The organism is Streptococcus sp. FDAARGOS_192 (genome assembly GCF_002073815.2).
GTDB classification, from domain to species: Bacteria; Bacillota; Bacilli; order Lactobacillales; family Streptococcaceae; genus Streptococcus; species Streptococcus salivarius_H.
Genome location: NZ_CP020431.2, coordinates 2,018,892 through 2,045,831, shown reverse-complemented (window position 1 = coordinate 2,045,831; position 26,940 = coordinate 2,018,892). Strand labels below are relative to the sequence as shown.

Below are 26,940 nucleotides of genomic sequence, written 5' to 3'. Positions count from 1 at the left end.
ATTTCTCCTTTTACTCTGACAAGTCATGGGCTTTCTTACGGACATTATCAATCAAGGTCATCTTGTTATCCCAGACATCTTTAGCCAAGTCAACTGGATAATCTTGAGGGTTAAGCACGCGCTTGTACTCATTCCAAAGTTCGTCCAATTCCTTAGTCGCATAAGCCTTGATTTCATCAAGACTTGGTAAGTCATAGATCAGTTGCCCCTTGTCGTAGATTGGGACCAAGAGTGGCACTGCATCAAAATCACGAACAGTCTTATTGATGTAGGTATATGTTGGGTGGAACATATTAATTTCATCTAAAGCATTAACATCCGTATCTGCGAAAGTGATATAGTCACCTTCTGATTTGCCCTTAGCACGACTCGTAATACGCCAAACTTGCTTCTTACCTGGTGTCGAAACCTTCTCAGCATTATTGGACAATTTGATAGTATCATGCATGACTCCCTGATCATCCTCGATTGAAACAATCTTGTAGACAGCACCCAAGGCTGGTTGGTCATAGGCAGTGATAAGCTTAGTACCTACTCCCCAAACATCAATCTTAGCCTTCTGCATCTTCAAGTTAAGGATAGTATTTTCATCAAGGTCGTTTGAAGCGTAAATCTTGGCATCAGGGAAACCAGCTGCATCCAGTTGCTTACGGACCTGCTTCGATAGATAAGCCAAGTCACCTGAATCAAGACGAACACCCAAGAAATTAATCTTATCACCTAGCTCTTTAGCGACACGGATAGCATTAGGTACACCAATCTTAAGGGTGTCATAGGTATCTACAAGGAATACACAGTCCTTATGAGTAGATGCATAGGCTTTAAAGGCATCATAATCGTTACCATAAGCTTGAACAAGAGCATGGGCATGTGTACCAGAAACTGGGATGCCAAAAATCTTACCGGCACGTACATTTGACGTTGCGTCAGCACCACCAATCACGGCTGCACGTGTTCCCCAGATTGCTGCATCCATCTCTTGTGCACGACGTGTCCCAAATTCCAACAGAGGAGCATCCTCAATGACAGAACGAATACGAGCTGCCTTGGTAGCAATAAGAATCTGATAATTGAGGATATTTAGCAAGGCAGTCTCTACAAGCTGACACTGAGCCAAGGGACCTTCCACTTGGAAAATCGGTTCATTAGCAAATACCAAATCACCCTCAAGTGCTGAATTGATAGTCAACTCGAGTTTTAGGTTGGCTAGATAATCCAGAAAATCCTCAGGATAACCTAAATCTTTCAGATAAGCAATATCAGTTTCTGAGAAAGTCAGATTTTCAAGATAGTTGACAATACGCTCCAGACCTGCGAACACAGCAAAGCCATTTTTAAACGGAAGTTGACGGAAATAAACTTCGAAAACGGCCTTTTTATTGTGAATACCTTGGTTGAAGTAGACCTGCATCATATTAATTTGATACAAGTCAGTGTGCAAGGTTAAACTATCATCTTTATACATGGAACTCCTCCAATCGAATAGGTACTTCTTTTTTATTATTAATAGCCTGTATATGCTGACTATTATAGCATTTTTGAGCAATTGTCTCCACTTTTCAGAAAGTTAATTATTGTTTGGATTTTCTGAATTTTCTAATGCTTGTTTTGACAAAAAAAGAGTAGCCTAGGGAGACTACTCTTCATTTCTATTCATATCTTAGGGACTCGACAGGATCCATTTTACTGATTTTACGGGCTGGAAGGTAGGCTGACACATAGCCCATCAAGAGTGAGAAGCCAAACATGATGAGAATTGAGGTCAGATTTAGATCAAACACCTTGCTGACACTTGGGTAGAGATGTGAAACAATCATGTTGGCCAAGCTTCCAATACCCTGCGATACAAGGAGAGCTAGAGCTAGTGAGATACCCGTAATCCAGAGGGCCTCATAAACAAAGATAGCTTTCACGTCACGATTAAGGTAACCGACGGCCTTCATAACACCAATCTCTTTTGAGCGTTGCATGATGTTAATATAGATGATAATTCCAATCATGACAGCTGAAACTAGGATAGCTTGTGACGAAAGGATAATCAAGAGGGCCTGAATCACACGGATGAATTTAATAATGACATCTAGAATAGCCTGCTGTGAAAGAACCAGATACTTCTTGTTTTTCTGCAATTTTTTAGTGACTTCCTTAGTCTTGGCTGGATCCTTGAGCTCCAAAAGCATGTAAGAGACTGTTTTGGTAAAGCCATTTTCTTTGAGCAATTCTTCCAATTGTTTGGCTGGCATATAGCTATTGCTCTCTTCAGCATCCTCGCTATCATCAACAATACGGACAATCTTAGTCTTGATATCCGCTACTTTAGTTCCCTCAGCAGTATTTTCAACAATCTGAGCTGAAATTTCTTTACCGATAAAGTCTTTAGCCTTGAGCTTCTTCCCTGTTTCTTGGTTATAGCGTTTGACAAAACTCATCGGAAGAGTTAAGCCCTTTTCATCTTCAGATTTAAAAGATTTCCCAGCTGAAATTTTATCCTTATCATTGCGAGATGTAGAGATTTTTGTGTTCTTGTAAAGACTGATAACCTGAGAATAGTTAGGAAGGTCCTTACTGAAATCCATGGTCTTGCCATCAAGGGTAAGACTTGCCATGTTCATTCCAAAGGGACTCTCCAAATACTTAATGTCATCACTCTTAATCTGGCTACGAATAAACTTCTCGTCATCCGCATTTAGAACCCCTCTGGCTGCTGATTTAGCACTAAGACTAATCTGAATTTGGGATGGAATGTTGCCACCATCGGTACTGTCATTAATCATACCAACAATAGCATTTCCCAAACCAAAGGAAATCAAGACACCGATAAAACCAATGGAAGTTGCCATCGCAATCAAAAGATTACGCCACTTACGTTCCATAAAGTTGTTCAATGACAATTTGAGTTTATTCTTGAGGGTCAACCCCTTATTTTTCGATTGTTTCAACGACTTCACCATCCTTCATTTTAATGACAACATCCGCATAATCCGCCACTTCAGGGTTATGGGTTACGATAATCACAGTTTTACCTGCCTCGGCTAGCTCTTTAAAAATTTCGAGAACATTTTCCTGAGACTGAGAATCAAGAGAACCTGTCGGTTCATCAGCCACAATCATTTCTGGATTGTTGACCAGGGCACGGGCAATGGCCACACGTTGTTTTTGCCCACCAGAAAGCTGCTTAACATTTTTCTTGATAAAGTCCCCGATTCCAAGACGGCTAAGCTCCCTTTCCGCAATCTCTGCCATCTCTTTATCAGTCATATTTTTAACGTAAAGAGGCATCTTGACATTTTCAAGGACTGATTGATGAGGGATAAGATTGAAATTTTGAAAGACAAAGCCGATATGGGCCTTTCTAAAGTAGGTCAGGTCACGCTCTGAAAAATCACGCATGTTTTGATTTTTGAAATAAAGATTTCCTTGATACTGACTATCCAAGCCACTAATAATACTAAGCAGGCTGGTCTTACCACAGCCAGATGGACCGTAGATAGCAGTGATTTTTCCTGGTGCAATCTCAAGTGTAACATCGTTCAAAGCGCGCTCTTGGTTCGTACCGTCGAGATTATAGTACTTTGAGATGTGGTCGATGGTTAAAATGGACATGATTCCCTCCGTAAATTTGATTTAGGTTAGAATTTGATCAATTTCTATCTGATTATCTGCAAGAAAATTTCAAGCAAAATAGCAGAAACACTTAACTAATCGCCTTCTAAAACGATACATTAATTATAAACATTGAATGATTATAAAAATAGTGACATAAATGTCACTATGGCATGAAAAAAGCCAAAGTCTTATAGACTTTGGCCTTAGTTTATTGACAATAAATACGAATAGCTTCTGCGAGAAAGGCGGCAGTACCCGATCCTCCGACTTTATCGATAAAACTAGAAAAGCGATTATCTGTTTGATACATCTGACCTAGACCAGCTAATACCGTTTGGTCACATGGATAAAAATGCTGACTAATATAATCTTGTAACGCCTTTACTTGCTCCTGAACACTATCATCACCAGGATTATACTCCTTGAACTGTCCAAAGGTAGACATGATTGCAGTCATCTCCTTTGTAACTTCAGGGAAGGACTCCTCTTCCTTAGCCGCAAAAGCTTGATAAGCTTCTGTCTGACCCCATCTAGCCTGAGCTTCTTCCTGAAAGGCTTTTACAGCTTTTTGATCAAATGCTTCAAATGACATTTCTTCTTCCTCCATTTGTAAGGCCTTGGCATGAGCTATGACGGCTTCCAACCGGGACTTTTTCAGCTCTAAGAGCTTAATCTGATCCCTAAGCGCTTGAACTTTGTCATAACCTGGTTGACCTACGATTTCCTTAATTTTTTTGAGAGGAAAGTCTAACTCACGGTAAAGCAATATTTCCTGCAAACGGACAACCGCATCGCGATTATAGTAACGGTAACCATTTTCAGCCACAACTGACGGTTTCAGCAAATCAATTTCGTCATAATAATGAAGGGTGCGCACACTGACACCTGATAGTTGGCTCACTTCTTTTACAGATTTCATTAGAACTCCTCTCTGATTAAGAGTATAAGCTATGACGTGGCGTGAGGGTCAAGAGGAAAAAGAGTATTTTTTTGAAGTTTACTATAATTTATTACTTTTCTTTTTCTGGCTTCGACGATGCAGTAAAGCTTGATTAATACGCTGTGTTCTCATATGCATTTGCCAAATGAGATAAAGCCAGATAATAATATAAACAAAAATGAAAACAATCCAGATAGCAGGGTTCGTTAAAGCCTCATACCAGCCTGATATCAGACAAGTCACTGTAAGTACAATCGCCGTCAACAAGAAATGCAAGATTACTCTAAATCTGTACGACATGCGGTCAAGCTCTTCCAAAATCCACGAGAGCATTCCCATTAAACCGCTCATCATAAAGAGGGCTAAAATATTTCCTACATTAACTTTGGGATAGATAAGCTGCGGAAATAATTGACCAAGTAAAAGGAGTGCAAGGTAAAAGAACGATCCCGTTCTCACGCCGGATACAAAATAAGCAATTAAACGTTTCATTGGTTCCTCCTACACCCCTAAATAATCCATCAAAGATTTGACATATTTTCGGCTGACACTGGACTTCACTCCACCTGTCATTTTAGCCATCATATTGCCAGAAAAACTATCCGATAGTGATTCCAAATGATCTATATTCATAACAGCATGACGTGATATCTGTAAAAAACTTCGACGATTGATGCGATGCTGAAAGTTTGTCAGTGTCTCTCTCATCGTATAGGTATTGTTTACGGTATAAATCGTCAACACATTCTTATCAATCTCAGCTAGGATAATGTCATCAATTTTTACCATAACCAAATGATCATCCGTTTTAATAGGAATCACCACTTGATTTACAACTGAAAATTGTTCGAGATAATCCATTACCTCTCGTGCTTGATTAGACAATCGCTCTGCTTGGATGACCACACAGGGATCCTTTGCCGAAATATCTGATTTTTCTTCAAAACGAAGTTTCATTCCTATTCCAACTCTCACTTATTTTTTCTGACTAGTTCTTTTCACTAAAATAATCCAAAGAATACTTGCTAGAAGAATACCTCCTAACACTATAAGGTAAGTATTTTCCTTTGTCAATAAACCTTGCCACTTGAGCTGAACGCCCATTTTTTCTTGAAACTCTTGAAGAAGGTTATCTTGACCTTTAAAGGTCTCACTTAATGTTTCTTTCATGAGTACTTGCCGATAAAGTGATGCAATATAAGTTGCTGGAGTACATTTCATTAGTAGTTGTGCAAAATCAGGTAAAACGCCCAAAGGTACATAAGTTCCTACCAAAAAACCAGAAGCTGTCCCCACTATGGTCGCAAACTTCCCCAAACTGTCTACAGATTGGAAAAAATAAACAAAAATGGCATTCACTAAACTAGAAAGCAGGCTACTAAGCAGCATGATGAGGAGCACCTCAGGTAATAGAGAAAGGGTTGGAACTTCTCTAAAATAGCCACACATCAGTACATACATTAGGACTTGCATGGCAAAAGAAATGATGATTGCACTCGCTAGATACGAAAATGGTAACCGCCATTTCCCATGATTCGATAAATAAAGATCCTGATCTACTTGATGTTCACGGTCCTTTACCAACTGAGTCAGGGCAGCCAGACTCGTCGTTGTCCCTGTCACAGCCAGCGCCCCACTCATTAACCAATTATTTAACAAAGGACCACTATTGGGTAGCTGATTCCAAGCATCTGTTAGATTTTTTTGAAGAAAAATAATATAGAGAATAAAGGAAATCAAGGCTCCCAACAAGGAGAAGAAAACTCCTGAACGATTCCTGAAGTACAATAAAAAATTTCGCTTTAGTAAAGCTAGCATTAGCGAACCTCCCTTCCTGTAAGTGCAATAAAGGCGTCATCCATGGTCCCTGGACGAAACTCAAAATGGGCTATTCTATCTCTAACTTGTGCCAGGTAATCAATAGCTTCCCTTTCACTCTCGGGTTGAAAAACATACTCCATTTGACTTTGTTGCTCTACTGACATTCCCGAAGTTTTAAGACTTTCTATCTGCTCTATCTCCTTGAAACGAATCTTCAAGATGTTTTTTGCATACTGGCTCTTAATATCTAATGCCGATCCCTGAGCAATCACTTTCCCATGGTCCACAATATAAATCTGATCAGCTTCATCTGCTTCGTCAAGATAATGCGTGGTCAGTACAACGGTCATTCCCTCTTCTCTCTGCAATTGATAGAGCAAATCCCAAATAGACTTCCGAGTTTGGATATCTAAACCTGTCGTTGGTTCATCTAAGAACAGAATATCTGGTTGTGAGAGCAGGGCACGTGCAATGTCAACCCGACGCTTTTGGCCACCTGAAAGCGTCCCATATTTCTGCTTTTGAAAAGCTGATAGCCCTAGCCGACCAATGAGATCAGACACACGATCGGGTTTTAAGCCTTTATACTGTTTCGCACGAATAGTCAGATTTTCCCTAACCGTCAGCATCTCATCTAAAACACTGGTTTGGAAGACCACACCAATTTTAGTCCCTGGTTCATAGATGATTTCACCTTGCGTTGGTTGTTTCAAACCAATCAACATGGAAATTGTCGTTGATTTCCCCGCCCCATTTGGTCCTAGAATCGCATTGAAAGTCCCTCTTTTAAATTGTAATTGAATATTATCAACAACAAGGTGGTTCCCATACCGTTTGCTTATGTTTTTAGCTTGTAATATCATGTTCTCTCTCCTTTTGATAGAACCAGTCTAGCAAAAAAGCCGTTTTTTAAACGGCTTTTGGGGATAAGTGGTCAAAATGAAGAGATGAGTGGCGAGATGGAAGAGATTAAAATGAGGAGAAAATTTATTGCAGCCATTCTTTTCCCCATTGATTCAAGTCCTTTAAAATCGGCATCAGTGACTTGCCTTTTTCTGTCAGCCCATATTCTGTATGAAGTGGCATAGTTTCAAAATCATATTTCTCAACCAATTGGTTCTCTATTAAAACATCTAGTCCACGTGTCAAACTGATAGTTGTAATCCCTTCAACTTCTCTTCTCAATTGATTGAAACGAACTTTCTTATGCTTGTTTATAACCCATAATATATTCATTCTCCATTTCCCACCAACCACATCTAAGACCCGAGACATACTGCAATTCCAGTTTTTATTTGTTAACATTTTTTCTCCTTACAAAAATGTGCCTACTATTCAATTTGTTTGTAGAGTATTATAATCTATTTATCATTCATTTTAAAGGAGTCACTTATGTTTATTGTAAATCTTACCTATATTAAGCCCCTTGATGCAGTTGAAAAATACTTAGAAAAACACATAAATTTTTTGAATCAGTATTATGCAAAAGGTCTATTTATCGCATCTGGAAGGAAAAATCCAAGAACCGGCGGTATCATTCTCGTGAGAGCTAAAAATAAAGAAGCTGTTCAAGAAATCATTATACACGATCCATTCTATCAAAATGAGGTTGCCCAATATGATGTCATTGAATTTGAGGCAAGTAAGTATTGTCCTGAATTTGAAACTATCATCGGTAAACCTTTTGGCGATAAGTAACTAGATTTGGAAACAGTTAAAATCTATTCTTCAATACTAGTAAAACAGCTCCTTTCTATTTAGAAAAGAGCTGTTTCTTTAAAGAGAAACACATTAATGTCCTTTATGCTTCTCTCTTCGTTTTTGCTGTTTGCGTTCAAATTTCTCTTGTTTGAGCAATTGCTTTTGGACACTAGATTGATGTTTTGAAATCTTTTTCCTTTCCTCGTACTGCAACTGCAATAGTTCTTTCGACTTGGAAGAAACTTTCTGATTTACTTGTTTCTTCACAGCTCGCTGTAATCGTTTAGGATTCTTAATTTTTACATGTTGCTTAGCTGCAGTCTCTGGACTAAAAGATAATTGGGTAAACTGAGTCTGTAAAATCTCTAGAATTTCATCATCTTTTGGCTCCTGACCAAATGTCACACGACAAACTTGATAAGATTCTCGATACACTTGTTCGAACAAACCATGCCAAAATCCATCTTCAAAATAAACTGTCAATCCAATTGAAATTGTTTCCACGACAGCACCTCCTTATATCTATCCCTAAGAATGGACAACCAAGGAGGAAGGTTACTGATAGGATTGCCTACGTCTGGACTACCAACCAGAACTGTGTTTTTATCTTAGTTGGGACTATTATAGCATATTTATAATCTTATGTTATTGCTTCTTCAAATGCCTATCAAAAAAATGAATTGTAGCCAACCAAGAACCCTTACTCTCTTTCATCAATAAACGCCAATCTTTTCGATAGCGATGATTTGGTTGATAAGCCACTGTCAACATGTGACCTGTTTCATGGTATTTTTTAAATGTAATGTGGGGTCCTTTATAATATGAAACAATATCATCAATTGCTGACGAGGCATCCCATATTTCATCAACAGTACTTCCGAGCAATAAGATTGGTGAGTGCATTTGACCAATATCTATCCTAGCAGAGCAATCTTTAGGGAAGGATTTTTTTAAAAGTTTGCTGAACAGATAATCTCTAAGTCGAAACTTTTGATAAGGAAGTTCTTTTTGCAAATACGTCCAAGAAGAAGTATGGGAGTTCCATTTTCCTTTTATCCCTTCATACACCACATCAGAGGGTGAATTTAGTACCAAACATTGAACGTCATTAAAAATGCTCTCCTCAGCTAAAACTAACTCTGCTCCCTTAGACCGTCCATAGATTCCAATTCTTTCACTATCTACTTGAGGATGCTGACGTAGATAATCCTTTGCTTCCACAAGGCACTCTAAAGGAATACGTTCCAAATGTTTTGGCAACCCCTCTAAACCAAAGTAGGCAACTGCTAGGCAAATATAACCTCTAGAAGATAGAAGCTGAGCTATATTCTGTGCCTTTTCAATCCTTCCTTCACTACCGCTCACAATAATCAATGCTGGTGCTTTTATTGCCTTTTTATCATAAAAGAGTCTCCCTTGAAAATGTTTCCCGTAAATATCTTGATGACTAATTTGCGAACTCATGTAATGTCTTGTGAAAGTTCTCTCTGCGACGACAGTATTACCTTGTATAATTTTGATTTCCACAAAAAAGTGATCTAATAAGGGAATTTTAGAAAGAGAGTTTGGAAGTTTCTTTTTCCTATTGGTCAAAGGTTTGGCATTAAAGAATAACCCCATTGTTGCAATGTCTTCATAAGAGCCAGAACAAGATGGAGTTTGTGAAATATCAATAATACCATTCTTATCTGATACAAAAATCGCTGTTGATTTCCATAAAACATCATGAGTTAAAAGCATGGGAGCATTGATACAATAATAATCGGATAGAAACATTTCGACTCGATAGATTTCTCTTGGTTTTAAGCCATCAATGACAATATTAAAAGATTCGTCTGCTAAATCAGACTCTGAGATCAGTTCAATTTGTATATTCATATCTTCCTCTTTTTTGTTAATGTAATTAACAATATAGCTTTAAAATTACCGTGATTTTTACCACGGTAATTCTTGCCATACCTTTTCAACATCATCCATCAATTTCATAACCATTTGAAGGTCCTCATCACTATAGTTTTTTAAAACTGAAAAAATGGCTGTCTCAATATGTTCTTGCTGCTCTTTATGAATGTTAAAAACGTCAACCCCTTTTTGGGATAATATCAGATATTTATTTTTTTCATTATCCGGTGCAAATTCAAAAGAAACGAGGTCTTTCTTGATTAAACGTCTAACACTCTGAGTAATGGCACTCCTAGATACTTCAAGTAACTCAGATAATTTCACTAGATTCACAGGCTGATTGCGGCCTATTAGATCAATCAAATGGACTTCATTAATAGTGATTGATTTATCAATACTGTTCCGATGTTGATCCTTTTTCAACTGTTCAAAGGCTAAAACAAAACTGTTAAAACGATTATTAAACTTATGCAGTTCTTTCTTATTCATAGTGTCCCTCTTTTTGTTAATAACATTAACAAAACTACTATTTCTTGTCAAGCTGAACCTAAAAAATCCTCCAGAGCTAAGCTCCGAAGGATTTATTTTTATTTCACAACGATATTAACGAGTTTATTAGGTACCGCAATCACTTTAACGATTTCCTTGCCATCAATCTCTGCTTTGACTTTTTCGTTAGCAAGTGCTACTTCTTGCAACTCTTCACGTGAAAGGTCTTTAGCAACCATGAGTTTGGCACGGACTTTACCTTTGATTTGAACGACGATTTCGATTTCGTCTTCAACCAATTTGCTTTCATCCCATGTTGGCCAAGCTACATAAGAGATAGACTCACCTGTTTCTGCGACTGTTTGCCAGAGTTCTTCTGCCAAGTGAGGCGCAAATGGAGCAATCAATTGGATAAATCCTTTGGCGTAATCCACATAGAGTTTATCTTCCTTGTTAGCAGCATTAACAAAGACCATGAGCTGAGCAATGGCTGTGTTGAATTTCATAGACTCGATTTGCTCAGTAACAGATTTAACAGTTTCGTTATAAACCTTGTCAAGAGCGCCATTGTTTTCCGCAACGATTTCTTTACTTGTAATCAAACGGTAAACACGGTCAAGGAATTTACGGCTTCCTTCCAATCCTTCTTCAGACCAAGCGATTGAAGCATCGAGTGGTCCCATGAACATTTCATAGACACGAAGGGTGTCAGCACCGTATTGTTCCACCACATCGTCTGGGTTGACAACGTTCTTGAGGGATTTAGACATCTTGGCTGGTGCTTGCTCCAATTCTTCTCCTGTTTCCACATGGAAGAATGAACCATCACGTTTTTCAACCTTGTCAGTTGCCACAAGAGCTCCACGGTGATCACGGTAGCTTGTTCCCAAGATCATTCCTTGGTTAAAGAGTTTTTGGAATGGCTCTTTAGTCGGTACAACACCAAGGTCATAGAGGAATTTATGCCAGAAACGAGCGTAAAGCAAGTGGAGCACGGCGTGTTCTGCACCACCCACATAGATATCTACTGGCAACCATTGTTTGAGAAGGTCCTCATCAGCCAATTTCTCAGTGTTGTGTGGATCGATATAGCGGAGGTAGTACCAGCTTGAGCCTGCCCATTGTGGCATAGTATTCGTCTCACGACGACCTTTGACACCATCCTCACGAGTCACTTCAAGCCAGTCTGTCAAGTTAGCCAATGGGCTTTCACCAGTACCTGAAGGGCGAATGTCCTTGGTTACTGGCAAGACAAGTGGGAGTTCACTTTCTGGAACAGCTGTTGAAGTACCATCTTCCCAATGAATAATTGGGATTGGTTCACCCCAGTAACGTTGACGGCTAAAGAGCCAGTCACGAAGACGGTAAGTGATTTTTTCTTGACCAAAGCCTTTTTCTTCCAACCAAGCCACGATTTTAGCAATCGCTTCTTCTTTGTTGAGACCGTTCAAGAAGTCAGAGTTGACGTGAAGGCCATCTTCTGTATAAGCAGCCTCTTCAACGTTTCCACCTTCCAAGACTTCTACGATTGGAAGGTCAAACTGTTTTGCAAATTCCCAGTCACGCTCATCGTGGGCAGGTACGGCCATAACAGCACCTGTTCCGTAGCTGGCAAGAACATAGTCCGCAATCCAGATTGGGATTTCTTTACCATTGACAGGGTTGACGGCATAAGCACCAGTCCAAACTCCTGTTTTTTCCTTAGCAAGGTCTGTACGGGCCAAGTCTGATTTAAGGCTAGCTTGATGTTTGTAATCAGCTACAGCCTCAGCTTGTTCAGGTGTTGTGATAGCATCTACCAAGTCATGCTCAGGAGCCAAAACAGTGAAGGTCGCACCAAAAAGAGTATCTGGACGTGTCGTAAAGACTGTGAATTCCTTGTCTGTCCCTTTTACTTTGAAAGTGACATTGGCACCAGTTGATTTACCAATCCAGTTGCGTTGCATGTCCTTGATAGACTCTGGCCAATCAAGATCATCCAAGTCATTGAGCAAACGCTCAGCATAGGCAGTGATTTTAAGCATCCATTGACGCATTGGTTTGCGGACAACTGGATAGCCTCCACGCTCAGACGTTCCATCAGGAAGAACTTCTTCGTTGGCGATAGCTGTTCCCAATTCTTCAACCCAGTTTACTGGTACTTCAGCTTCATAAGCCAAGCCTTTTTCGTAAAGCTTAGTGAAGATCCATTGTGTCCACTTGTAGTAGTTCGGATCTGTAGTATTGACTTCACGGTCCCAGTCGTAAGAGAAGCCAAGCGCATTGATTTGGCGTTTGAAGTTGGCAATGTTTTCTGCTGTGAATTCTGCTGGGTCATTTCCTGTATCCATAGCGTATTGCTCTGCAGGCAAACCAAAGGCATCCCATCCCATTGGGTGAAGGACATTGTAGCCTTGCGCACGTTTGAAACGGCTGAGAATATCAGTCGCTGTATAGCCTTCTGGGTGTCCTACGTGAAGACCCGCTCCAGATGGGTAAGGGAACATGTCAAGCGCATAAAACTTAGGTTTAGAGGCATCTGTTCCTGTCTTAAAAGTGTGATTGTCAGCCCAGTATTTTTGCCACTTAGGCTCGATTTCTTTATGATTGTAAAAACTCATGGTTTCTCTCCAATATTCGTAATGCTTCTATTATAGCATTTTTGAAGGATTTTTAAAGATGATAAAGGAACTTTAAAAGGCAAATTCACCTTAATCTATTTTGTACTTTTTTCATTCTTTTTAAGTTTTTTTGCGCTTTTATGTAACAAAAAAGCAAAAAGATGCTATACTAGTATCAGAAAGTAGGTGACTCATGTATCAGGAACAACGATTAGAGAAAATATTAACACTTTTGGAGGAGCGCGGAAACCTATCTGTCAAGGAAATGGTTGACGCATTAGGTGTTTCCAAAGATACCGTCAGAAGAGATTTCGACTGCCTCAGCCAGAGGAATCTGGCTCAGCGTACCCATGGTGGCATTCTCCCAGTAAAAAATACCACTGTTCTTGGCTTCCAGGAACGTCAGAAAGGACTCACTGAAGACAAGAAAAAAATGGCAGACCTAGCGCTTAGCTTGGTCAAAGACCAATCTCTACTCTTCTTCGATGTCTCTACCTTGATGCTTGAAGTCTCACAAAAATTGACTAAGAAGGTCACTGTCTACTCCCACTCTTTGGACAATGCCTTGGTCCTAAGCGGTAAAGAAGGCGTCGACTTTCATCTCTTGGGAGGAAGATTTTACAGCAAAAACCGCTTCTACTATTCGCTTCACGAAGCCCAGCTCTTGCAACATCTACAGTTTGACTTAGCCTTCTTCGGAGCGGCTAGTCTCAGTCAAGGAGTGGTCAGCTATGAAGATGAAGAGGACGTTGCTGTCAAACAACTAGCCATGCAAGCTGCTCGAACCAAGATACTTATTGCTGAATCTGATAAATATGAAAAGCACTCCAAATATATCTTGGGCAAGATTGAAGACTTTGACTACTGGATTACAGATAAGGAACCAGATCCTGATTTGGTCGAGTCTCTTAAAGATAAAGTAACGATTTTATACGATGGAAAGGATAGCGACTATGAGTAATATTCGTTTGATTATCAGTGACATTGATGGCACCATTCTCACTAGTAACCACCAGGTGGATGAGCAACTGATTGAGGTAATGACAGAGCTTGAAAAGGCAAATATTCCCTTTGTTTTAGCTTCTGCCCGTTCGCCACTAGGGATGCAACCAATTGCTCATAAACTGGGACTTCATGACAATCCTATCGCCTGCTACAACGGTGCCCTAGTACTTGAGGGTGATCGTACTATCATACAGCACCCTGTGGATAAATCTGAGATTCAAGAACTTCTTAGCTACTTATCCACAGATTATCCAAGTGTCTCTGTGAATATCTACTCTGGCAAGGACTGGATTACCAACGAACTAGACAAATGGTCTCAGTTGGAAGGAAGTATCACGGGTGAATCTCCTATCATGAAGGAACTACAAGACACGGTCTCAGACTCAGAACCACCTATCCACAAGCTATTGTTGATTGATGAGCCTGAAGTTATCCAGGACCTCCACCAAAAACTCCTAAGCATGGATTTTCCACAGACAGCCTTCTACTTATCCAAAGATAACTACTTAGAAGTCACTGCCAAACATGTTTCTAAAGAACACGCTCTCCTTGAAGTTGCCAAATATTATGACCTTCCTCTTGAACAAGTCATGACTATCGGAGATAACTTCAACGATAGTCCTATGCTAGCTCTGGCTGGTCTAGGAATTGCTATGGGCAATGCACCTGAAGGGGTTAAGGAAACTGCAAACTTAGTAACGGCTTCAAATGATGAGCATGGAGTCGCTCAAGCTATTAGAGAACATGTCCTAAACTAAGCTAATATCTAATGGTGGGAACAGCCTTTAATTGCCAACTCGAATTTTAGAACAAAAGGAAAGGTGCCCTAGAGGTGCCTTTCCTTTTTCAACGCAAAAAGCCTTCCTCTCTCGAAGAAGACCCAAATTTTCTAAAGATAAAGAAGGAGACCTACAAGAATCCCAATGGCATAGCCTGCCAAAACATCACTAGGATAGTGAACACCACCTAGCACGCGCAAAAAAGCTAGAGCCCCCGCCAGAAAAAGCATAGCCCCACCTAGCCAGGGGTTAAGCATCAGTGCCAACATAGCAATGACAGTCGCTGAGAAAACATGCCGACTGGGAAAGGACTTACCCAGACTGTCCTTCTTAATAAGGGGTTGAATAGCCCAGGTCTGGTATGGACGCGGTCGATTGTAGAGGCTACGACCAAGAGAAAGAAGGAAAAAGCCTCCCCCCATAATAAGCACCGTCGTAGAGAGAACAAACCAACCATTCCTTAGCCAAACCCAAATAAGAAATATAGGAAAAAGCAGGTAAAAAGTCCTAGTTATAAGCTTGTTCAACCCTTCTAAAACCTTAGCGTAAGAACGCAAAGGAGCGCTAATCCTATCGTAAAATCGTTTGTAATTCATCATCATCCGTTAGAAAAAAAGGGAGTGACACAGAACTAAATTTCAAAAATCTAGCATCTAGCCTCTCCCCTCAAGTTTAATGAGATAGTCTTCCAAGGTTGAAGTCTCTTAGTCCAACCTCTTTTTGTCTATCTTAAAGTTCAGCGATTTGGTAAAGTTCAAGTTCAGCAGCGGTTTCTGAACCAAACATATTAATCATGATTTTAACCTTGTTGTTTTCAATTTCTACAACACGGCCTTCTTGACCCATAAAGGCACCATCGATGATTTGAACCACGTCACCAACCTTGATATTAGTATCAAAGACATCAACGGTTTGACCCATTGAAATCAAGATTTGACGGATTTCTTCTTCCAAAAGTGGTGTTGGTTTAGAACGGTTACCGTGAGAACCAACGAAACCAGTAACGTTCGGAGTATTACGAACAACGAACCATGCTTCGTCTGTCATCACCATCTCAACAAGAACGTAACCAGGGAAGCGGTTTTCTTCCACTTCTTTAACTTTACCGTTTTTCTCAACATTAACAGTTTGAGTTGGAATTTCAACACGCAAGATATTTTCAAGCATGTTATAAGTTTGGGCACGTTGCAAAAGGTTTTCTTTAACTTTGTTTTCGTATCCTGAATAGGTTTGAAGGACGAACCAGCCCTTGTCGAATGAATCTAGCATTTTAGGATTCCTTTCTTTTTTCTAAATGACATTTAAACACCTTCGGCTAGCTATCTTCTAGATGCAAGTGTTAAATGTAAATGAATGTCTAAGGTTTAATTCAAAGCGTAATAAAAAAGCCTGGTGGCCCTTCTTCTCGCTTTTATCTGCATTTATTATAACAAAAAAGAGCAGGCATTCCCACTCTTTTTGTGTTTTCTTTAGAAAAAGTTAATCAGTGCTGACATAGCGCGACTCAACAATTCATCAAACGCATAGATGATGACAGTGAAGAACGCAGTATACTCAAGAACTGAAATAAAATCGTGCCAGCGTTGTTTACGGTCTGGCCAAGTCGTGTCTTTCAAGACTTTGAAAATACTTCCAGTTTGTCTCACGGTGTCTCCTATCTTGTTTCCTTATGCAAGGTGTATTTTTTACAATGTTTACAAAATTTGTTAACTTCTAGTCGTGTTGGTTTGGGAGTGCTACTCACATTAATTGAGTAGTTTCGGCTCCCACATTCAGCACACGCTAGGTTTGCTTTTTTCTGTGCCATAACGCCTCCGTTCCTTTTATCTTACCACTTTTAAATGCAATTGACAAGCTATCTGAATAGACCTGAGAAGGAGTCTGTAATCTTATCCCAAAGGCTGCTTGCCTGATCTTTAACGTCATTCACAACGTCTGACGCCTTGTCTGTCCATGACTTGTTACTGCTATTGCGCGAGTCATTTGGATCTGCCGTATAGTCTAGTGTTTGACCGTCAGCTGCATAGGCATTTTCAACGGTAAACTCAGTCCCTGGTGTATTTGGCAAAACATCCGCAGCGATATAGCTGAAGATTGTCGAAGCTGTTCCCGAGCTAGCTCCTGTTAGGTAGTGACTCTCGTCAGTCTTATCAAAGCCGATCCAGGTCGTCATAACCACATCAGGAGTATAACCAATCACCCACTGGTCACTAGTCAAATCCTTGTTAAATTCAGCCTGCACAGTACCTGTCTTACCTGCCATCGTGTAACCTGTGTAGTTAGCATTCACAGCAGAACCATTTGAGAAGGTACCAAGCATCATGCTGGTCATCTGGTTAGCTACTGACTGGCTGATAACACGTTTAGACTTCTTACTATGGGTAGCAATAATGTCACCACTGGCATTTTCAATTTTAGTAATGAAATAAGCTGTGTTCATCTCACCACCATTAGCAAAGGTCGCATAAGCCTGAGCCATTTGAAGAGGACTGGCTGTCACACCACCACCAAGTGAAATTCCCAGTTCTTCTGGAACATTGTCAAAGTTAAGACCGAATTTTTGACCGTAACTGATCCCTTTTTGAATACCGATTTGGTTAAAGAGGTAAACTGCTGGGATATTGTAGGAGTTGGCCAAAGCTTGATACATGGGCACATCCTCTGTCTCAACACCACCGTAGTTGGTTGGGGTATAGCCATTATAGTCGATTGGTTTATTCGGAAGGTCCTTATTGATGCTCCATCCTGAAGCCAGAGCTGGGGCATAGACCACTAAAGGTTTGATAGTTGAACCAGGACTACGCTTCCCTTGGGTTGCATAGTTAAAGTTACGGAAGGTTGTATCACTGGTACCACCTACACGACCTACCAGACCACGGACAGCTCCAGTTGTTGGATCAAGTGCCACACTAGCTGACTGAGCTGTACTACCATCACTTTCTGATGTAGGGAAGAGATAGGTATTTTCGTAGGTTTGCTGCATGTTAGCTTGTGAGTTGGCATCCATCTCTGTGTAGATCTTGTAACCATTTTTAACGATTTCATCCTCACTCAAGCCATAAGTTTTCGTAGCTTCTTCAATGACGGCATCAAAGTAAGACGGATACTTGTAGTCATCGCCAGTCCCTTGATAGGTATCATCCAGACGACTAGCCATATCAACTCCAGCCGCACTGTCGGCATCTGCCTGACTCAACTTCTTGTCATCAACCATATTGGCGAGGACAGTGTTTCGACGGTTGGTCGCATTTTGGATATTATCGATTGGGTTATAAATTTCAGGTCCCTTAAGCATACCAGCGAGGGTCGCTGCTTCATCAACGGTTAGATTGGCAGCACTTGTCCCGAAGTATTTTTGGCTAGCATCTTCAACACCCCAAACCCCATTTCCGAAGTAGGCATTATTGAGGTACATGGTAAGGATTTCTTGCTTGCTGTATTTCTTGGTTAATTCCAAAGAGAGGAAGAATTCCTTGGCCTTACGAGTGACTGTCTGTTCTTGTGTCAAGAAGGCATTTTTAGCCAACTGTTGGGTAATGGTCGAACCACCACCAAAGCGTCCCATAGATACAATGGCCAAGAGGAATCGCTTGACGTTAACACCGCTATTTTCATAGAAGGTACGGTCCTCAGTTGCTATAACAGCATTCTCTAGGCTATCACTAATGGCATCTAGCTCCACATAAGTCCCTTTTTGCCCTGACAAAGAACCAGCTTGATTACCTTCTTTGTCATAGATAACCGTCGTAGCTTTCAAGGCATCTTGAAGATCTGAAACATTGGTCGTCTTGGCAATATAGAAAAGGTAGGAACCTACTGTCAGAACCAGCACTGCTACCATGATAAAGAGAATTTTACCAATATGATAACGACGCCAGAAACGACGAATAGGATTTCTTGGTGAAAGTGTAAACTTGCTCAAGAACGCCTGAAACTTACCTAAAGGTTTGGTGGTATCAATAGGTTTCTTTTGCTTAGAACGTTGATAACGTGACGTCTCTTGACTTTCCTGAGACATATCTAGGTCTTCAACAGCTTGTTCAACCTCATCAGGTTTCTTAGCAAAGAGTCCCTTTATCTTATTTTGTAAATTCTTCGATTTTTCAGCAGGCTGGGAATCCTTGCCCTTTCCGCTATTTTCTTCTTTAAAAAGTTTGTTTTTTAGATTATCAAAAAATGTCATAACCCTATTATACCAAGTTTTTACAGATTCTGTCCTCTTTTAAACGTTCATGATATAATGAAACCATGACTTTACACGTAGAAATTATCAATCCCTATCCTGCAACAACTGTCAAAGACTTGCTCGAAACTAAGCTCCTCATTCCTCGTAAGATTCGTCATTTCCTACGTACGAAAAAGCACGTCCTCATCAATGGAAAGACTATTAATTGGCAGAGTCCTGTTGAAAAAGGTGATAAGATTAGCCTGACCTTTGATACAGAGGACTACCCTGAAAAAATTATCCCTATGGGAAATGCCAGTCTGGTAGAGCCTCTTTATGAGGATCAGCATCTCATCGTGGTCAATAAGCCTGAAGAAATGAAGACGCATGGTAATGAACCCACAGAAATTGCTCTACTTAACCATGTTTCGGCCTATTGTGGGCAAACCTGTTACGTCGTTCATCGACTAGACATGGAAACTAGTGGGGCTGTACTCTTCGCAAAAAATCCGTTTATCCTGCCAATTCTCAATAGACTCTTGGAAGATAAGAAGATTCAGCGTCAATACTGGGCTTTGGCTGAAGGTAAATTTCAGACCAAGGAGACTGTGTACAAAGACAAGATTGGACGCGACCGCCATGACCGTAGAAAACGAGTGGTTGATCCTAGAAAAGGGCAGGTTGCCTATACAACCATCACGCGCCTCAAAGCCTTCAAAGGAGCTAGTCTGGTCAACTGTCAACTAAAAACCGGCCGAACCCACCAAATTCGTGTGCATCTGGCCCACCATGGGCATGCCATTCTGGGGGACCCTCTTTATAGCCACCGCCCCGCATCTCGACTCATGCTCCACGCTCACACCCTTAGTTTCACCCATCCCTTAACACTCGACAAAATCACTGTTAAGGCGAGCTCAGACAGTTTTGAACAAGGGTTAAGAAATCACAAATAATAGAAGTAGGCTCATTCTCAAGCATAGTGCGGAAGGATTATCCTAATGATCCTCTAGTTATGACACAGTGGAAGCTTGCAAATAAGTTGCTTTTATTGACTTCAAAAGACTTGACCACCTTGAATCTCCCTGGACATTATGTTAAGCTTTACATATCATATAAATTAGAGGAGTATTTAATTATGAATCCAGCAGATCAATGGTTAGCTATCAATGCCAAGTATTTTCCAGCAGAACAAATCCAATATATTCGCCAACGTATTGAAGCTCTTCCAGAGGCACAAGTCCAATTACTCTATACACTTAGTTTTCAAGACCCAACCATGATGTTGGTTATCTCACTTTTCGGTGGTTCTCTTGGAATTGACCGTTTTATCTTAGGACACGTTGGCTTAGGTGTTGGTAAACTATTGACATGCGGTGGCTGTGGTATCTGGACAATCGTTGACTGGTTCCTTATCATGGATGCTACTCGCCAATCAAACGCTCAAAAACTCTTTGCAGTTATTGGCTAATGAAAAACTATTTTACACGCTTGTGGGCCTACCACCAGCGTTTTTTTAGATTATATCTCTTAGTTTCAGTGGCAGTTTATGGAGTCTACCTTTTACATCTTCCAACACCACTCAGTTTAATCCTAAGACCATTTGGCCTTAAAGGTTGGAGTGCAGGCCTAACACGCGCTAGTATCAGACTCTTACACTTAGATTGGCAGGGAGCCTGGGACTATAATCCACTGATATATCCTCTAGTGGTCTATATCCTAACCTATTTCTTTCTCTTCCCCATCTTTAGTGATAAGAAGATTATAAGGAAATAAAGTAAAGACTACTATCCCACTCCCATTGCAGTCCCCTTACACTATTGCTATAATTGTAATTATTGAAATTTTTATAATCAAGATATCTGGAGGTTATACACATGAAGCAACAAGATTGGATCGATTTTTTCCAAGCAGTTAATGGTCGTAATCCAAGTATTCAAGAAATGGCTGAAGCAGCTCAGAAAGGCGAGTTTGTCCGAGAAACTCCCAAACAGACTGTAGAAGTAACAGAAACTGTCTCACAAAAAGAGACTGTAGAAACAACGAACGGCTCAGAAGTCGTTGAGCCTACAAAACCTGTACCATCAACAGAGGTTGTAGAAACTGCCGAAAAAGATGTTGACAGCTATGATGTTGCTGAAGAGCCACTCACTAACTCTATGGTAGATGAAGAAGAGACTTTCCAAGCAACTAACCTAGCTCAAGAAAATCAATCAAAGACCTTCCAGGAACAAGTTAAACCTGTTGTAGAAACTGCCAGTCAGACTGTTAACCAATTTGCGAATCAAACTGGTGAAACTTTCCAACAAGCAAGCAAAAATCTAAATGAAACTTGGAAGAAACAAGACAAGAAAACCCAAACAAACCTCATCATGTTAGCCGTCGCTTCCATCCCAGCTATCCTCTGGGCTCTTGGAATGATACTCTTAGGAATTGCCAGTGATGATCTTAGTGCCGGATTGATCACGGCTCTTCTCTCCGTCATCATTAATTTCCCCTTGGTTGTACTTCTTATATTACCAGCTCTTCTAAATAAAACAGATAAAAAATGGCCAATCTTTATCCTATCCTTTCTTCTAGGCTGGACATTCATCGGTTGGATCATCCTTCTTGCTGTTTCTATCAATACGAATAAGGAAGCAGAACGCATTAGACAGCAACAAATGATGATGCAAATGGCAGGTCAACAAGGAAGTTCTGATACATTTAACCCTTTTCAGTAATTAACAACAAATAAATGAAAAAAAGAAAACCCAGAAAAAGTTTCTCAACTTTTCCTAGGTTTTTTCTTTTGCTTTTTAAACTCTTAGTAGCCCATCATTCCTGGATCCATAGCTGGTGCTGCTGGAGCTTCTGGTTCAGGTTTGTTGGCAACGACTGCTTCAGTTGTCAAGATAAGACTAGCTACAGAAGCGGCATTTTGGAGAGCAGAACGTGTGACCTTAACTGGATCAATGATTCCTGCTTCGACCATATCTACCCATTCACCGTTAGCAGCGTTAAAGCCTGTACCAACTGGGCTGTTCTTCAATTTATCGATGATAACTGAACCTTCATAACCAGCGTTATAAGCAATTTGACGAACTGGTTCTTCCAAGGCACGGAGGACAATGTTACGTCCTGTAGCGTCGTCACCTTCAAGATCAAGTTCAGCAACCTTAGCAATGACGTTAACAAGGGCTGTACCACCACCTGCTACGATACCTTCTTCAACAGCGGCACGAGTAGCGTTAAGGGCATCTTCGATACGAAGTTTCATTTCTTTAAGGGCTGTTTCAGTGGCCGCACCAACCTTAACAACTGCAACCCCACCTGACAATTTAGCCAAACGTTCTTGAAGTTTTTCACGGTCAAATTCAGATGTTGTTGTTTCCAATTGAGACTTGATGAGGTTAACACGGTTAGCAATCGCTTCTGTGCTTCCTGCACCTTCAACGATAACTGTGCTATCTTTATCCACAGTTACTTTCGAAGCTTGACCAAGTGCTGCCATAGTTGCATCCTTAAGTTCAAGACCAAGATCTTCAGTAATGACAGTTGCTCCTGTCAATACGGCAATGTCTTCCAACATCGCTTTACGACGGTCACCAAAGCCAGGTGCCTTAACAGCAACGACATTGAAAGTTCCACGAATCTTGTTAAGAACAAGTGTAGGAAGAGCTTCACCATCCACATCATCAGCAATGATCAAGAGTGGACGGCTTGTCTTAAGCACTTCTTCCAAGAGTGGAAGGACATCCTGAATATTTGAAATTTTCTTGTCAGTCACAAGGATAAATGGATTTTCAAGGTCAGCGACCATTTTTTCATTATCAGTAACCATGTACTGAGAAAGATAACCACGGTCAAACTGCATACCTTCAACCACTTCGAGTTCAGTCTCCATACCACGAGACTCTTCAATAGTGATAACACCGTCATTACCAACGCGTTCCATAGCTTCTGAAATGTATTCACCAACTTTTTCAGAACGTGATGAAACCGCTGCGACTTGGGCAATAGCTTCCTTATTAGCAACTGGTTGAGCAATGGCTTTAAGCTCTTCCACAGCTGTAGCTACAGCTGCTTCAATCCCACGACGGATACCGATTGGATTAGCACCAGCCGTTACATTTTTAAGACCTTCACGGACGATAGCCTGTGTCAAAACAGTAGCTGTCGTTGTTCCGTCACCGGCAATATCATTCGTTTTTGAAGCCACTTCGCTGACGAGCTTAGCACCCATATTTTCAAAGTGATCTTCGAGTTCAATTTCTTTAGCAATTGTCACACCATCATTAGTGATAAGAGGTGAGCCAAAAGCTTTTTCCAAAACCACGTTACGACCTTTAGGACCAAGCGTTACCTTAACTGTATCAGCCAAAGTATCAACTCCACGGACCATTGCTGCGCGTGCATCTGATGAAAATTTAATATCTTTTGCCATAGTTACTCCTTCTTTATCTTACTTTATATCTGATTAGCATAGACCTAAGCTAGGACTGCTAAAATATCTGCTTCACGGATAATTGAAACGGAATCATCTCCGTCTTTAACATTGACACCTGCACCATTTTCAACAAGAACTTTATCGCCTGCTGCAACACTAGGTGCAATCAATTCACCAGTAAGAGTACGGATTCCTTCACCTACTGCCAAAACCTCAGCAGTCTTTGTAGCTTCATGACTAGCTCCTGCCAATACAAAGCCACTAGCTGTTTTTTCTTCTGTTTCTTCAAAACGGACAACGATACGATCACCCAATGGTTTCAATGCCATACCAATTACCTCCAAATGTTATTTATTATTAGTAACGTGTGAAACGTCATTTTTAGCACTCATAAACCACGAGTGCTAATCCATATATTTATTTTAGCACTTGGTCAAAAATAGTCAAGAAAAAACTACCCAAAATCTGAACTTTGGATAGTTTCTTTTTTTGTTTGTTAACCGAGCACCAAGGCATCGTCATTGAGGACTTGTCCACTATTTTTGTGGAAGAGGTCCATAAGTTCTGCAACAGTGAGGTTTTTCTTTTCCTCACCTCGCACATCGACGACGATTTTTCCGTGATAGAGCATGACCAGACGGTTCCCATATTCGATAGCATGTTCCATATTATGGGTAATCATAAGGGTTGTCAATTCTTGTTCTTCAACAATCTTACGTGTCAAATTCATGACCATGTCACTTGTCTTAGGATCTAGGGCTGCCGTATGTTCATCCAAAAGCAAGATTTTTGGACGCACCAAGGTTGCCATAGCAAGTGTCAAGGCCTGACGTTGTCCACCTGACAAGAAATTAGCATCGGTCTTCATACGATTCTCAAGTCCAAGACCTAGATCTACCAAGGCTTCCTTGAAGACTTGACGCTCGCTTTCAGTGATAGACTTTTTAAAGAAGCTACGTTTCTTACCGCGACGATAGGCAATCGCCATATTTTCTTCGATAGAAAGGTTTGTCGCTGTCCCCATTCGAGGATCTTGGAAAACACGGCTAATGTCTTTAGAGCGCTCATCTACAGATGCTTTCTTAATAGATTGCCCCTCCAACAAGATATCCCCCTCATCAATGCTAAGAACACCTGCAATTGAATTCATCAAAGTTGATTTACCAGCACCATTTCCCCCAATGACAGAGATAAAATCTCCCTGCTCAATGTCGAGATCCAAACCACGAAGGACGTGATTTTCATTGACTGTGCCTTTTTCAAAGGTTTTATGAATCTGTTGTAAACTAAGTAAAGCCATTACTTGTCACCTCCTGGAGTCAAGGATTTGTTAGGTCTGATTTTCAATTTTTGTCGTACTTCTGGCACATAAAGGATGATAGCAAGCAAGATGGCTGAAGCCAATTTCAACATCTGAGCATCAACGTTCATGGCAAGGATAATAACCAAGACCAAACGGTAGAGAACAGCTCCTACGACAATTGACCAGAGGCGTTTGCCAAGTGGTAGATACTTGACGATAACCTCAGCTAAGATGATTGCAGCCAAGCCATTTACGATTGTACCAGTACCCATATTCATATCCGCATAGCCATTGTTTTGAGCTAGGAGGGCACCTGATAGGGCAATCAAACCATTGGAAATCATGTAGCCAAGAATCTTCATACGGTCAACCTTGATACCATTGGCTTCACCCATGGCAAGGTTATCACCTGTTGCACGAAGAGCAAGTCCAACCTGTGTATTAAGGAGAACAACCAACATAAGTACTACCAGACTAACAAAAATCAGTCCTAATAGAATCACACCATTCAGCTTAGATAGACCAAGATCCATCACCATAGTCACAAGCGTATTATGTCCTGAAAGAGAGACATTGGCACTTCCAAGAACCAAAAGGTTAACTGAATAGAGCCCTGTTAAGGTAATAATCCCTGTTAAGAGTGCTGGTATCTTCATTTTCGTATGCATAAAGCCAGACACAGCTCCAGCAAGCATACCAGCTACAAAACCACCTAGAGTCGCAAAGATTGGATTGATCCCACGGATAATCATGATAGTTGTCGTAGCAGCACCAAGTGGGAAGGCCCCCTCAGCTGTCAAATCAGCAAGGTCCAAAATACGGAAGGTAATGAAGACCCCGATAGCCATAATAGCCCAGAGGAGTCCCTGAGAAATGGCTGTTAGTACCACATTTGAAAATCCTTTTTTAGAAGACTTATTGACCTTAAGCTTAATAACACCCTTATCTTTTTTAGCAATTGGTTTGTCATCTTGTGTTGATGCTTTAGATTCCTCGTCACTAATGCTAGAAACATCAATACCAAGTTCTTTAGCCATGTCATGGTTAACCACAACATTTAGGGTTTTAGGATACTCTGCATCGACATCCTTGACCTTCTCACCTCGGAGAACACGGCCTGCCAACTTACCTGTTTGACGGCCAAGCGCTTCATAGTTGGTTCCATAAGTGAATAGGACACCTTTTTCTACACTACCAGCGTCACTACCAACAACTGGAACCTTAGTCTCTTTAGAAAGATCTACCAAGGTATTAATAGCACTAACAATAGTATTATCAGTTGGGATGAAAATCACTTCGGTTTGACTCATCAAGCTCTTGGCTGTGTCTTGGATATCATTGGTTGATGAAATTCCTTTGATAACCGTTTCAATACCAGCTTCCTTGAAGTATTTCTTGGCTTCTTCAACCTGAACTTCTGAGTTACGCTCACTGGTCGTGTACATAATCCCAACTTTTTTAGTATTTGGAAGGACCTTTTTCAACAACTCGACTTGTTTGTTGATTGGTGACATGTCGCTTGTCCCTGTCACATTTCCTCCAACATTGTCCATAGACTTAACCAATTTAGCTGAAACTGGATCTGTAACAGCTGTAAAGAGAATTGGCTTGTCCTTTGTCAAACTACTCAAAGACTGGGCTGCTGGGGTTGCGATAGCTAACATGACATCATTATCTTCAATAAGCGACTGAGAAATCGTCTGCAAGTTAGACTGATCTCCTTGTGCATTCTGATAATCGATTTTGATGTTCTTACCGTCGACGTAACCTTCCTCTTTGAGTTCTTCAATGAACCCTTTACGTGTCGCTGACAAGGAAGGATGTTCCACATATTGGAGCACACCGACGTGAACCAAATCTTTATTAGAAGCATTGGAACATGCTACCAAGAGGACAGCTGTAATAACAGCCATCATACTGACCAAGAATTTCTTCATCTTGTATACCTCTATTTTTTATTCTATCTATTTCCAATTTTCTTTCATCTTTTTTCCGAGACGATAGAGTCAAATGAAAATTAAAAATAGACCACGGTATGAAAAAAACCAGTTAGGACAGGCCCAACTGGTTTTATGCATCTTGACTAGCACAAGCTAGCTTATGTCACCGGTTAGACCTATTCATCTAATCGGCTAATCCATCACAAAATGCTTTAGCTTCATAGATACAAACTGACTGACGCTTGTATCCTGAAACACAAACG

The 26,940-nt window shown here is 40.6% G+C and carries 29 protein-coding genes; 7 read left to right on the top strand and 22 right to left on the bottom strand.

Annotation, left to right across the window (positions count from 1 at the left end):
• Positions 1-10: 10 nt before the first annotated feature.
• The 9 genes from A6J31_RS10565 to A6J31_RS10525 form a co-directional block, all read right to left on the bottom strand.
• Complete coding sequence (locus A6J31_RS10565; RefSeq protein ID WP_037597395.1) at positions 11-1,465, bottom strand: nicotinate phosphoribosyltransferase; 1,455 nt, start codon at positions 1,463-1,465, stop codon at positions 11-13.
• A gap of 184 nt (positions 1,466-1,649) precedes the next feature.
• Positions 1,650-2,951, bottom strand: coding sequence for an ABC transporter permease (locus tag A6J31_RS10560; RefSeq protein WP_080611165.1), 1,302 nt, complete (start codon positions 2,949-2,951; stop codon positions 1,650-1,652).
• Positions 2,920-3,603, bottom strand: coding sequence for an ABC transporter ATP-binding protein (locus A6J31_RS10555; protein ID WP_014633851.1), 684 nt, complete (start codon positions 3,601-3,603; stop codon positions 2,920-2,922). Before A6J31_RS10555 ends, A6J31_RS10560 begins: the two co-directional genes overlap by 32 nt.
• Before the next feature lie 211 nt (positions 3,604-3,814).
• Entirely contained in the window at positions 3,815-4,525 is a 711-nt protein-coding gene (locus A6J31_RS10550) for a MerR family transcriptional regulator (protein ID WP_080611164.1), read from the bottom strand.
• Between the two features lie 81 nt (positions 4,526-4,606).
• The gene (locus A6J31_RS10545) at positions 4,607-5,038 is read right to left on the bottom strand and encodes a DUF3021 family protein (RefSeq protein WP_049545114.1); all 432 of its coding nucleotides are present in this window, start codon (positions 5,036-5,038) and stop codon (positions 4,607-4,609) included.
• A 9-nt stretch (positions 5,039-5,047) separates the two neighbouring features.
• The gene (locus A6J31_RS10540) at positions 5,048-5,503 is read right to left on the bottom strand and encodes a LytTR family DNA-binding domain-containing protein (RefSeq protein WP_080611162.1); all 456 of its coding nucleotides are present in this window, start codon (positions 5,501-5,503) and stop codon (positions 5,048-5,050) included.
• A gap of 18 nt (positions 5,504-5,521) precedes the next feature.
• The gene (locus A6J31_RS10535) at positions 5,522-6,364 is read right to left on the bottom strand and encodes an ABC transporter permease (RefSeq protein ID WP_080611161.1); all 843 of its coding nucleotides are present in this window, start codon (positions 6,362-6,364) and stop codon (positions 5,522-5,524) included.
• A complete protein-coding gene (locus A6J31_RS10530) occupies positions 6,364-7,230 on the bottom strand; it encodes an ATP-binding cassette domain-containing protein (protein WP_080611157.1) in 867 nt (288 codons plus the stop codon). The genes A6J31_RS10535 and A6J31_RS10530 overlap by 1 nt, the downstream gene beginning before the upstream one ends.
• 124 nt (positions 7,231-7,354) lie before the next feature.
• On the bottom strand, positions 7,355-7,672 hold the full coding sequence (locus A6J31_RS10525) for a winged helix-turn-helix transcriptional regulator (RefSeq protein ID WP_060972206.1): 318 nt from the start codon (positions 7,670-7,672) through the stop codon (positions 7,355-7,357).
• An 87-nt stretch (positions 7,673-7,759) separates the two neighbouring features.
• On the opposite strand from A6J31_RS10525, the gene A6J31_RS10520 reads away from it, so the two are divergent.
• Positions 7,760-8,065, top strand: a complete 306-nt coding sequence (locus tag A6J31_RS10520) for a YciI family protein (protein ID WP_080611155.1) — start codon at positions 7,760-7,762, stop codon at positions 8,063-8,065.
• A 93-nt stretch (positions 8,066-8,158) separates the two neighbouring features.
• Here A6J31_RS10520 and A6J31_RS10515 read toward each other — a convergent pair whose 3' ends face one another.
• From A6J31_RS10515 to leuS, 4 genes are all read right to left on the bottom strand, one after another.
• The gene (locus tag A6J31_RS10515; RefSeq protein ID WP_049554241.1) at positions 8,159-8,572 is read right to left on the bottom strand and encodes a YjdF family protein; all 414 of its coding nucleotides are present in this window, start codon (positions 8,570-8,572) and stop codon (positions 8,159-8,161) included.
• A gap of 141 nt (positions 8,573-8,713) precedes the next feature.
• Positions 8,714-9,946, bottom strand: coding sequence for an acyl-CoA thioesterase/BAAT N-terminal domain-containing protein (locus A6J31_RS11580; RefSeq protein ID WP_192573927.1), 1,233 nt, complete (start codon positions 9,944-9,946; stop codon positions 8,714-8,716).
• 57 nt (positions 9,947-10,003) lie between these two features.
• Positions 10,004-10,459, bottom strand: coding sequence for a MarR family winged helix-turn-helix transcriptional regulator (locus A6J31_RS10500; RefSeq protein ID WP_080611250.1), 456 nt, complete (start codon positions 10,457-10,459; stop codon positions 10,004-10,006).
• A 98-nt stretch (positions 10,460-10,557) separates the two neighbouring features.
• Positions 10,558-13,059, bottom strand: a complete 2,502-nt coding sequence (gene leuS, locus A6J31_RS10495) for a leucine--tRNA ligase (RefSeq protein WP_049553851.1) — start codon at positions 13,057-13,059, stop codon at positions 10,558-10,560.
• A 193-nt stretch (positions 13,060-13,252) separates the two neighbouring features.
• Here leuS and A6J31_RS10490 point away from each other — a divergent pair, with 193 nt between their 5' ends.
• Both A6J31_RS10490 and A6J31_RS10485 read left to right on the top strand, forming a co-directional pair.
• The gene (locus A6J31_RS10490) at positions 13,253-14,020 is read left to right on the top strand and encodes a DeoR/GlpR family DNA-binding transcription regulator (protein ID WP_080611153.1); all 768 of its coding nucleotides are present in this window, start codon (positions 13,253-13,255) and stop codon (positions 14,018-14,020) included.
• On the top strand, positions 14,013-14,822 hold the full coding sequence (locus tag A6J31_RS10485) for a Cof-type HAD-IIB family hydrolase (RefSeq protein ID WP_080611151.1): 810 nt from the start codon (positions 14,013-14,015) through the stop codon (positions 14,820-14,822). The genes A6J31_RS10490 and A6J31_RS10485 overlap by 8 nt, the downstream gene beginning before the upstream one ends.
• Before the next feature lie 131 nt (positions 14,823-14,953).
• On the opposite strand, the gene A6J31_RS10480 is transcribed toward A6J31_RS10485, so the two are convergent.
• The 5 genes from A6J31_RS10480 to pbp2a all read right to left on the bottom strand — a co-directional run bounded on the left by A6J31_RS10480 (position 14,954) and on the right by pbp2a (position 19,026).
• Positions 14,954-15,442 (bottom strand): phosphatase PAP2 family protein, encoded by a 489-nt coding sequence (locus tag A6J31_RS10480; protein ID WP_080611150.1) that lies wholly within the window; start codon positions 15,440-15,442, stop codon positions 14,954-14,956.
• A gap of 130 nt (positions 15,443-15,572) precedes the next feature.
• Positions 15,573-16,112, bottom strand: a complete 540-nt coding sequence (gene nusG / locus A6J31_RS10475; RefSeq protein ID WP_002883644.1) for a transcription termination/antitermination protein NusG — start codon at positions 16,110-16,112, stop codon at positions 15,573-15,575.
• Between the two features lie 200 nt (positions 16,113-16,312).
• Positions 16,313-16,489 (bottom strand): preprotein translocase subunit SecE, encoded by a 177-nt coding sequence (gene secE / locus A6J31_RS10470; RefSeq protein ID WP_002883656.1) that lies wholly within the window; start codon positions 16,487-16,489, stop codon positions 16,313-16,315.
• Between the two features lie 8 nt (positions 16,490-16,497).
• Complete coding sequence (gene rpmG / locus A6J31_RS10465; RefSeq protein ID WP_080611148.1) at positions 16,498-16,650, bottom strand: 50S ribosomal protein L33; 153 nt, start codon at positions 16,648-16,650, stop codon at positions 16,498-16,500.
• A gap of 48 nt (positions 16,651-16,698) precedes the next feature.
• Positions 16,699-19,026 carry a penicillin-binding protein PBP2A gene (gene pbp2a, locus A6J31_RS10460; protein ID WP_080611146.1) on the bottom strand — a complete coding sequence of 776 codons (2,328 nt, stop codon included), beginning with the start codon at positions 19,024-19,026 and terminating at the stop codon, positions 16,699-16,701.
• A 65-nt stretch (positions 19,027-19,091) separates the two neighbouring features.
• Here pbp2a and A6J31_RS10455 point away from each other — a divergent pair, with 65 nt between their 5' ends.
• From A6J31_RS10455 to A6J31_RS10440, 4 genes are all read left to right on the top strand, one after another.
• Positions 19,092-19,961: an RluA family pseudouridine synthase gene (locus A6J31_RS10455; RefSeq protein WP_080611144.1), complete on the top strand. Its 870-nt coding sequence runs from the start codon at positions 19,092-19,094 to the stop codon at positions 19,959-19,961.
• 182 nt (positions 19,962-20,143) lie between these two features.
• On the top strand, positions 20,144-20,476 hold the full coding sequence (locus A6J31_RS10450; protein WP_080611142.1) for a TM2 domain-containing protein: 333 nt from the start codon (positions 20,144-20,146) through the stop codon (positions 20,474-20,476).
• A complete protein-coding gene (locus tag A6J31_RS10445; protein WP_022496566.1) occupies positions 20,476-20,781 on the top strand; it encodes a DUF2752 domain-containing protein in 306 nt (101 codons plus the stop codon). Before A6J31_RS10450 ends, A6J31_RS10445 begins: the two co-directional genes overlap by 1 nt.
• Positions 20,782-20,882: 101 nt before the next feature.
• On the top strand, positions 20,883-21,728 hold the full coding sequence (locus tag A6J31_RS10440) for a superinfection immunity protein (protein WP_080611138.1): 846 nt from the start codon (positions 20,883-20,885) through the stop codon (positions 21,726-21,728).
• An 83-nt stretch (positions 21,729-21,811) separates the two neighbouring features.
• Here A6J31_RS10440 and groL read toward each other — a convergent pair whose 3' ends face one another.
• The 4 genes from groL to A6J31_RS10420 all read right to left on the bottom strand — a co-directional run bounded on the left by groL (position 21,812) and on the right by A6J31_RS10420 (position 26,674).
• Positions 21,812-23,431, bottom strand: a complete 1,620-nt coding sequence (gene groL, locus A6J31_RS10435; RefSeq protein ID WP_038675221.1) for a chaperonin GroEL — start codon at positions 23,429-23,431, stop codon at positions 21,812-21,814.
• 44 nt (positions 23,432-23,475) lie between these two features.
• A complete protein-coding gene (gene groES, locus A6J31_RS10430) occupies positions 23,476-23,763 on the bottom strand; it encodes a co-chaperone GroES (RefSeq protein WP_002883604.1) in 288 nt (95 codons plus the stop codon).
• 167 nt (positions 23,764-23,930) lie between these two features.
• Positions 23,931-24,734, bottom strand: coding sequence for an ABC transporter ATP-binding protein (locus tag A6J31_RS10425; protein ID WP_002883592.1), 804 nt, complete (start codon positions 24,732-24,734; stop codon positions 23,931-23,933).
• Positions 24,734-26,674, bottom strand: a complete 1,941-nt coding sequence (locus tag A6J31_RS10420) for an ABC transporter substrate binding protein (RefSeq protein WP_002883690.1) — start codon at positions 26,672-26,674, stop codon at positions 24,734-24,736. Before A6J31_RS10420 ends, A6J31_RS10425 begins: the two co-directional genes overlap by 1 nt.
• Positions 26,675-26,940: the final 266 nt, after the last annotated feature.

Coding starts and splice junctions, on each gene's coding strand:
- A6J31_RS10490 (WP_080611153.1), top strand. CDS start 13,253: ATGTATCAGGAACAACGATTAGAGAAAATATTAACACTTTTGGAGGAG.
- A6J31_RS10545 (WP_049545114.1), bottom strand. CDS start 5,038: ATGAAACGTTTAATTGCTTATTTTGTATCCGGCGTGAGAACGGGATCG.
- groES (WP_002883604.1), bottom strand. CDS start 23,763: ATGGCATTGAAACCATTGGGTGATCGTATCGTTGTCCGTTTTGAAGAA.
- A6J31_RS10535 (WP_080611161.1), bottom strand. CDS start 6,364: ATGCTAGCTTTACTAAAGCGAAATTTTTTATTGTACTTCAGGAATCGT.
- A6J31_RS10555 (WP_014633851.1), bottom strand. CDS start 3,603: ATGTCCATTTTAACCATCGACCACATCTCAAAGTACTATAATCTCGAC.
- A6J31_RS10520 (WP_080611155.1), top strand. CDS start 7,760: ATGTTTATTGTAAATCTTACCTATATTAAGCCCCTTGATGCAGTTGAA.
- leuS (WP_049553851.1), bottom strand. CDS start 13,059: ATGAGTTTTTACAATCATAAAGAAATCGAGCCTAAGTGGCAAAAATAC.
- rpmG (WP_080611148.1), bottom strand. CDS start 16,650: ATGGCACAGAAAAAAGCAAACCTAGCGTGTGCTGAATGTGGGAGCCGA.
- A6J31_RS10440 (WP_080611138.1), top strand. CDS start 20,883: ATGAAGCAACAAGATTGGATCGATTTTTTCCAAGCAGTTAATGGTCGT.
- A6J31_RS10525 (WP_060972206.1), bottom strand. CDS start 7,672: ATGTTAACAAATAAAAACTGGAATTGCAGTATGTCTCGGGTCTTAGAT.
- A6J31_RS10425 (WP_002883592.1), bottom strand. CDS start 24,734: ATGGCTTTACTTAGTTTACAACAGATTCATAAAACCTTTGAAAAAGGC.
- groL (WP_038675221.1), bottom strand. CDS start 23,431: ATGGCAAAAGATATTAAATTTTCATCAGATGCACGCGCAGCAATGGTC.
- nusG (WP_002883644.1), bottom strand. CDS start 16,112: ATGCTAGATTCATTCGACAAGGGCTGGTTCGTCCTTCAAACCTATTCA.
- pbp2a (WP_080611146.1), bottom strand. CDS start 19,026: ATGACATTTTTTGATAATCTAAAAAACAAACTTTTTAAAGAAGAAAAT.
- A6J31_RS10540 (WP_080611162.1), bottom strand. CDS start 5,503: ATGAAACTTCGTTTTGAAGAAAAATCAGATATTTCGGCAAAGGATCCC.
- A6J31_RS10530 (WP_080611157.1), bottom strand. CDS start 7,230: ATGATATTACAAGCTAAAAACATAAGCAAACGGTATGGGAACCACCTT.
- A6J31_RS10480 (WP_080611150.1), bottom strand. CDS start 15,442: ATGATGAATTACAAACGATTTTACGATAGGATTAGCGCTCCTTTGCGT.
- A6J31_RS10450 (WP_080611142.1), top strand. CDS start 20,144: ATGAATCCAGCAGATCAATGGTTAGCTATCAATGCCAAGTATTTTCCA.
- A6J31_RS10455 (WP_080611144.1), top strand. CDS start 19,092: ATGACTTTACACGTAGAAATTATCAATCCCTATCCTGCAACAACTGTC.
- A6J31_RS10445 (WP_022496566.1), top strand. CDS start 20,476: ATGAAAAACTATTTTACACGCTTGTGGGCCTACCACCAGCGTTTTTTT.
- A6J31_RS10565 (WP_037597395.1), bottom strand. CDS start 1,465: ATGTATAAAGATGATAGTTTAACCTTGCACACTGACTTGTATCAAATT.
- A6J31_RS11580 (WP_192573927.1), bottom strand. CDS start 9,946: ATGAATATACAAATTGAACTGATCTCAGAGTCTGATTTAGCAGACGAA.
- A6J31_RS10550 (WP_080611164.1), bottom strand. CDS start 4,525: ATGAAATCTGTAAAAGAAGTGAGCCAACTATCAGGTGTCAGTGTGCGC.
- A6J31_RS10500 (WP_080611250.1), bottom strand. CDS start 10,459: ATGAATAAGAAAGAACTGCATAAGTTTAATAATCGTTTTAACAGTTTT.
- A6J31_RS10485 (WP_080611151.1), top strand. CDS start 14,013: ATGAGTAATATTCGTTTGATTATCAGTGACATTGATGGCACCATTCTC.
- A6J31_RS10560 (WP_080611165.1), bottom strand. CDS start 2,951: ATGGTGAAGTCGTTGAAACAATCGAAAAATAAGGGGTTGACCCTCAAG.
- A6J31_RS10420 (WP_002883690.1), bottom strand. CDS start 26,674: ATGAAGAAATTCTTGGTCAGTATGATGGCTGTTATTACAGCTGTCCTC.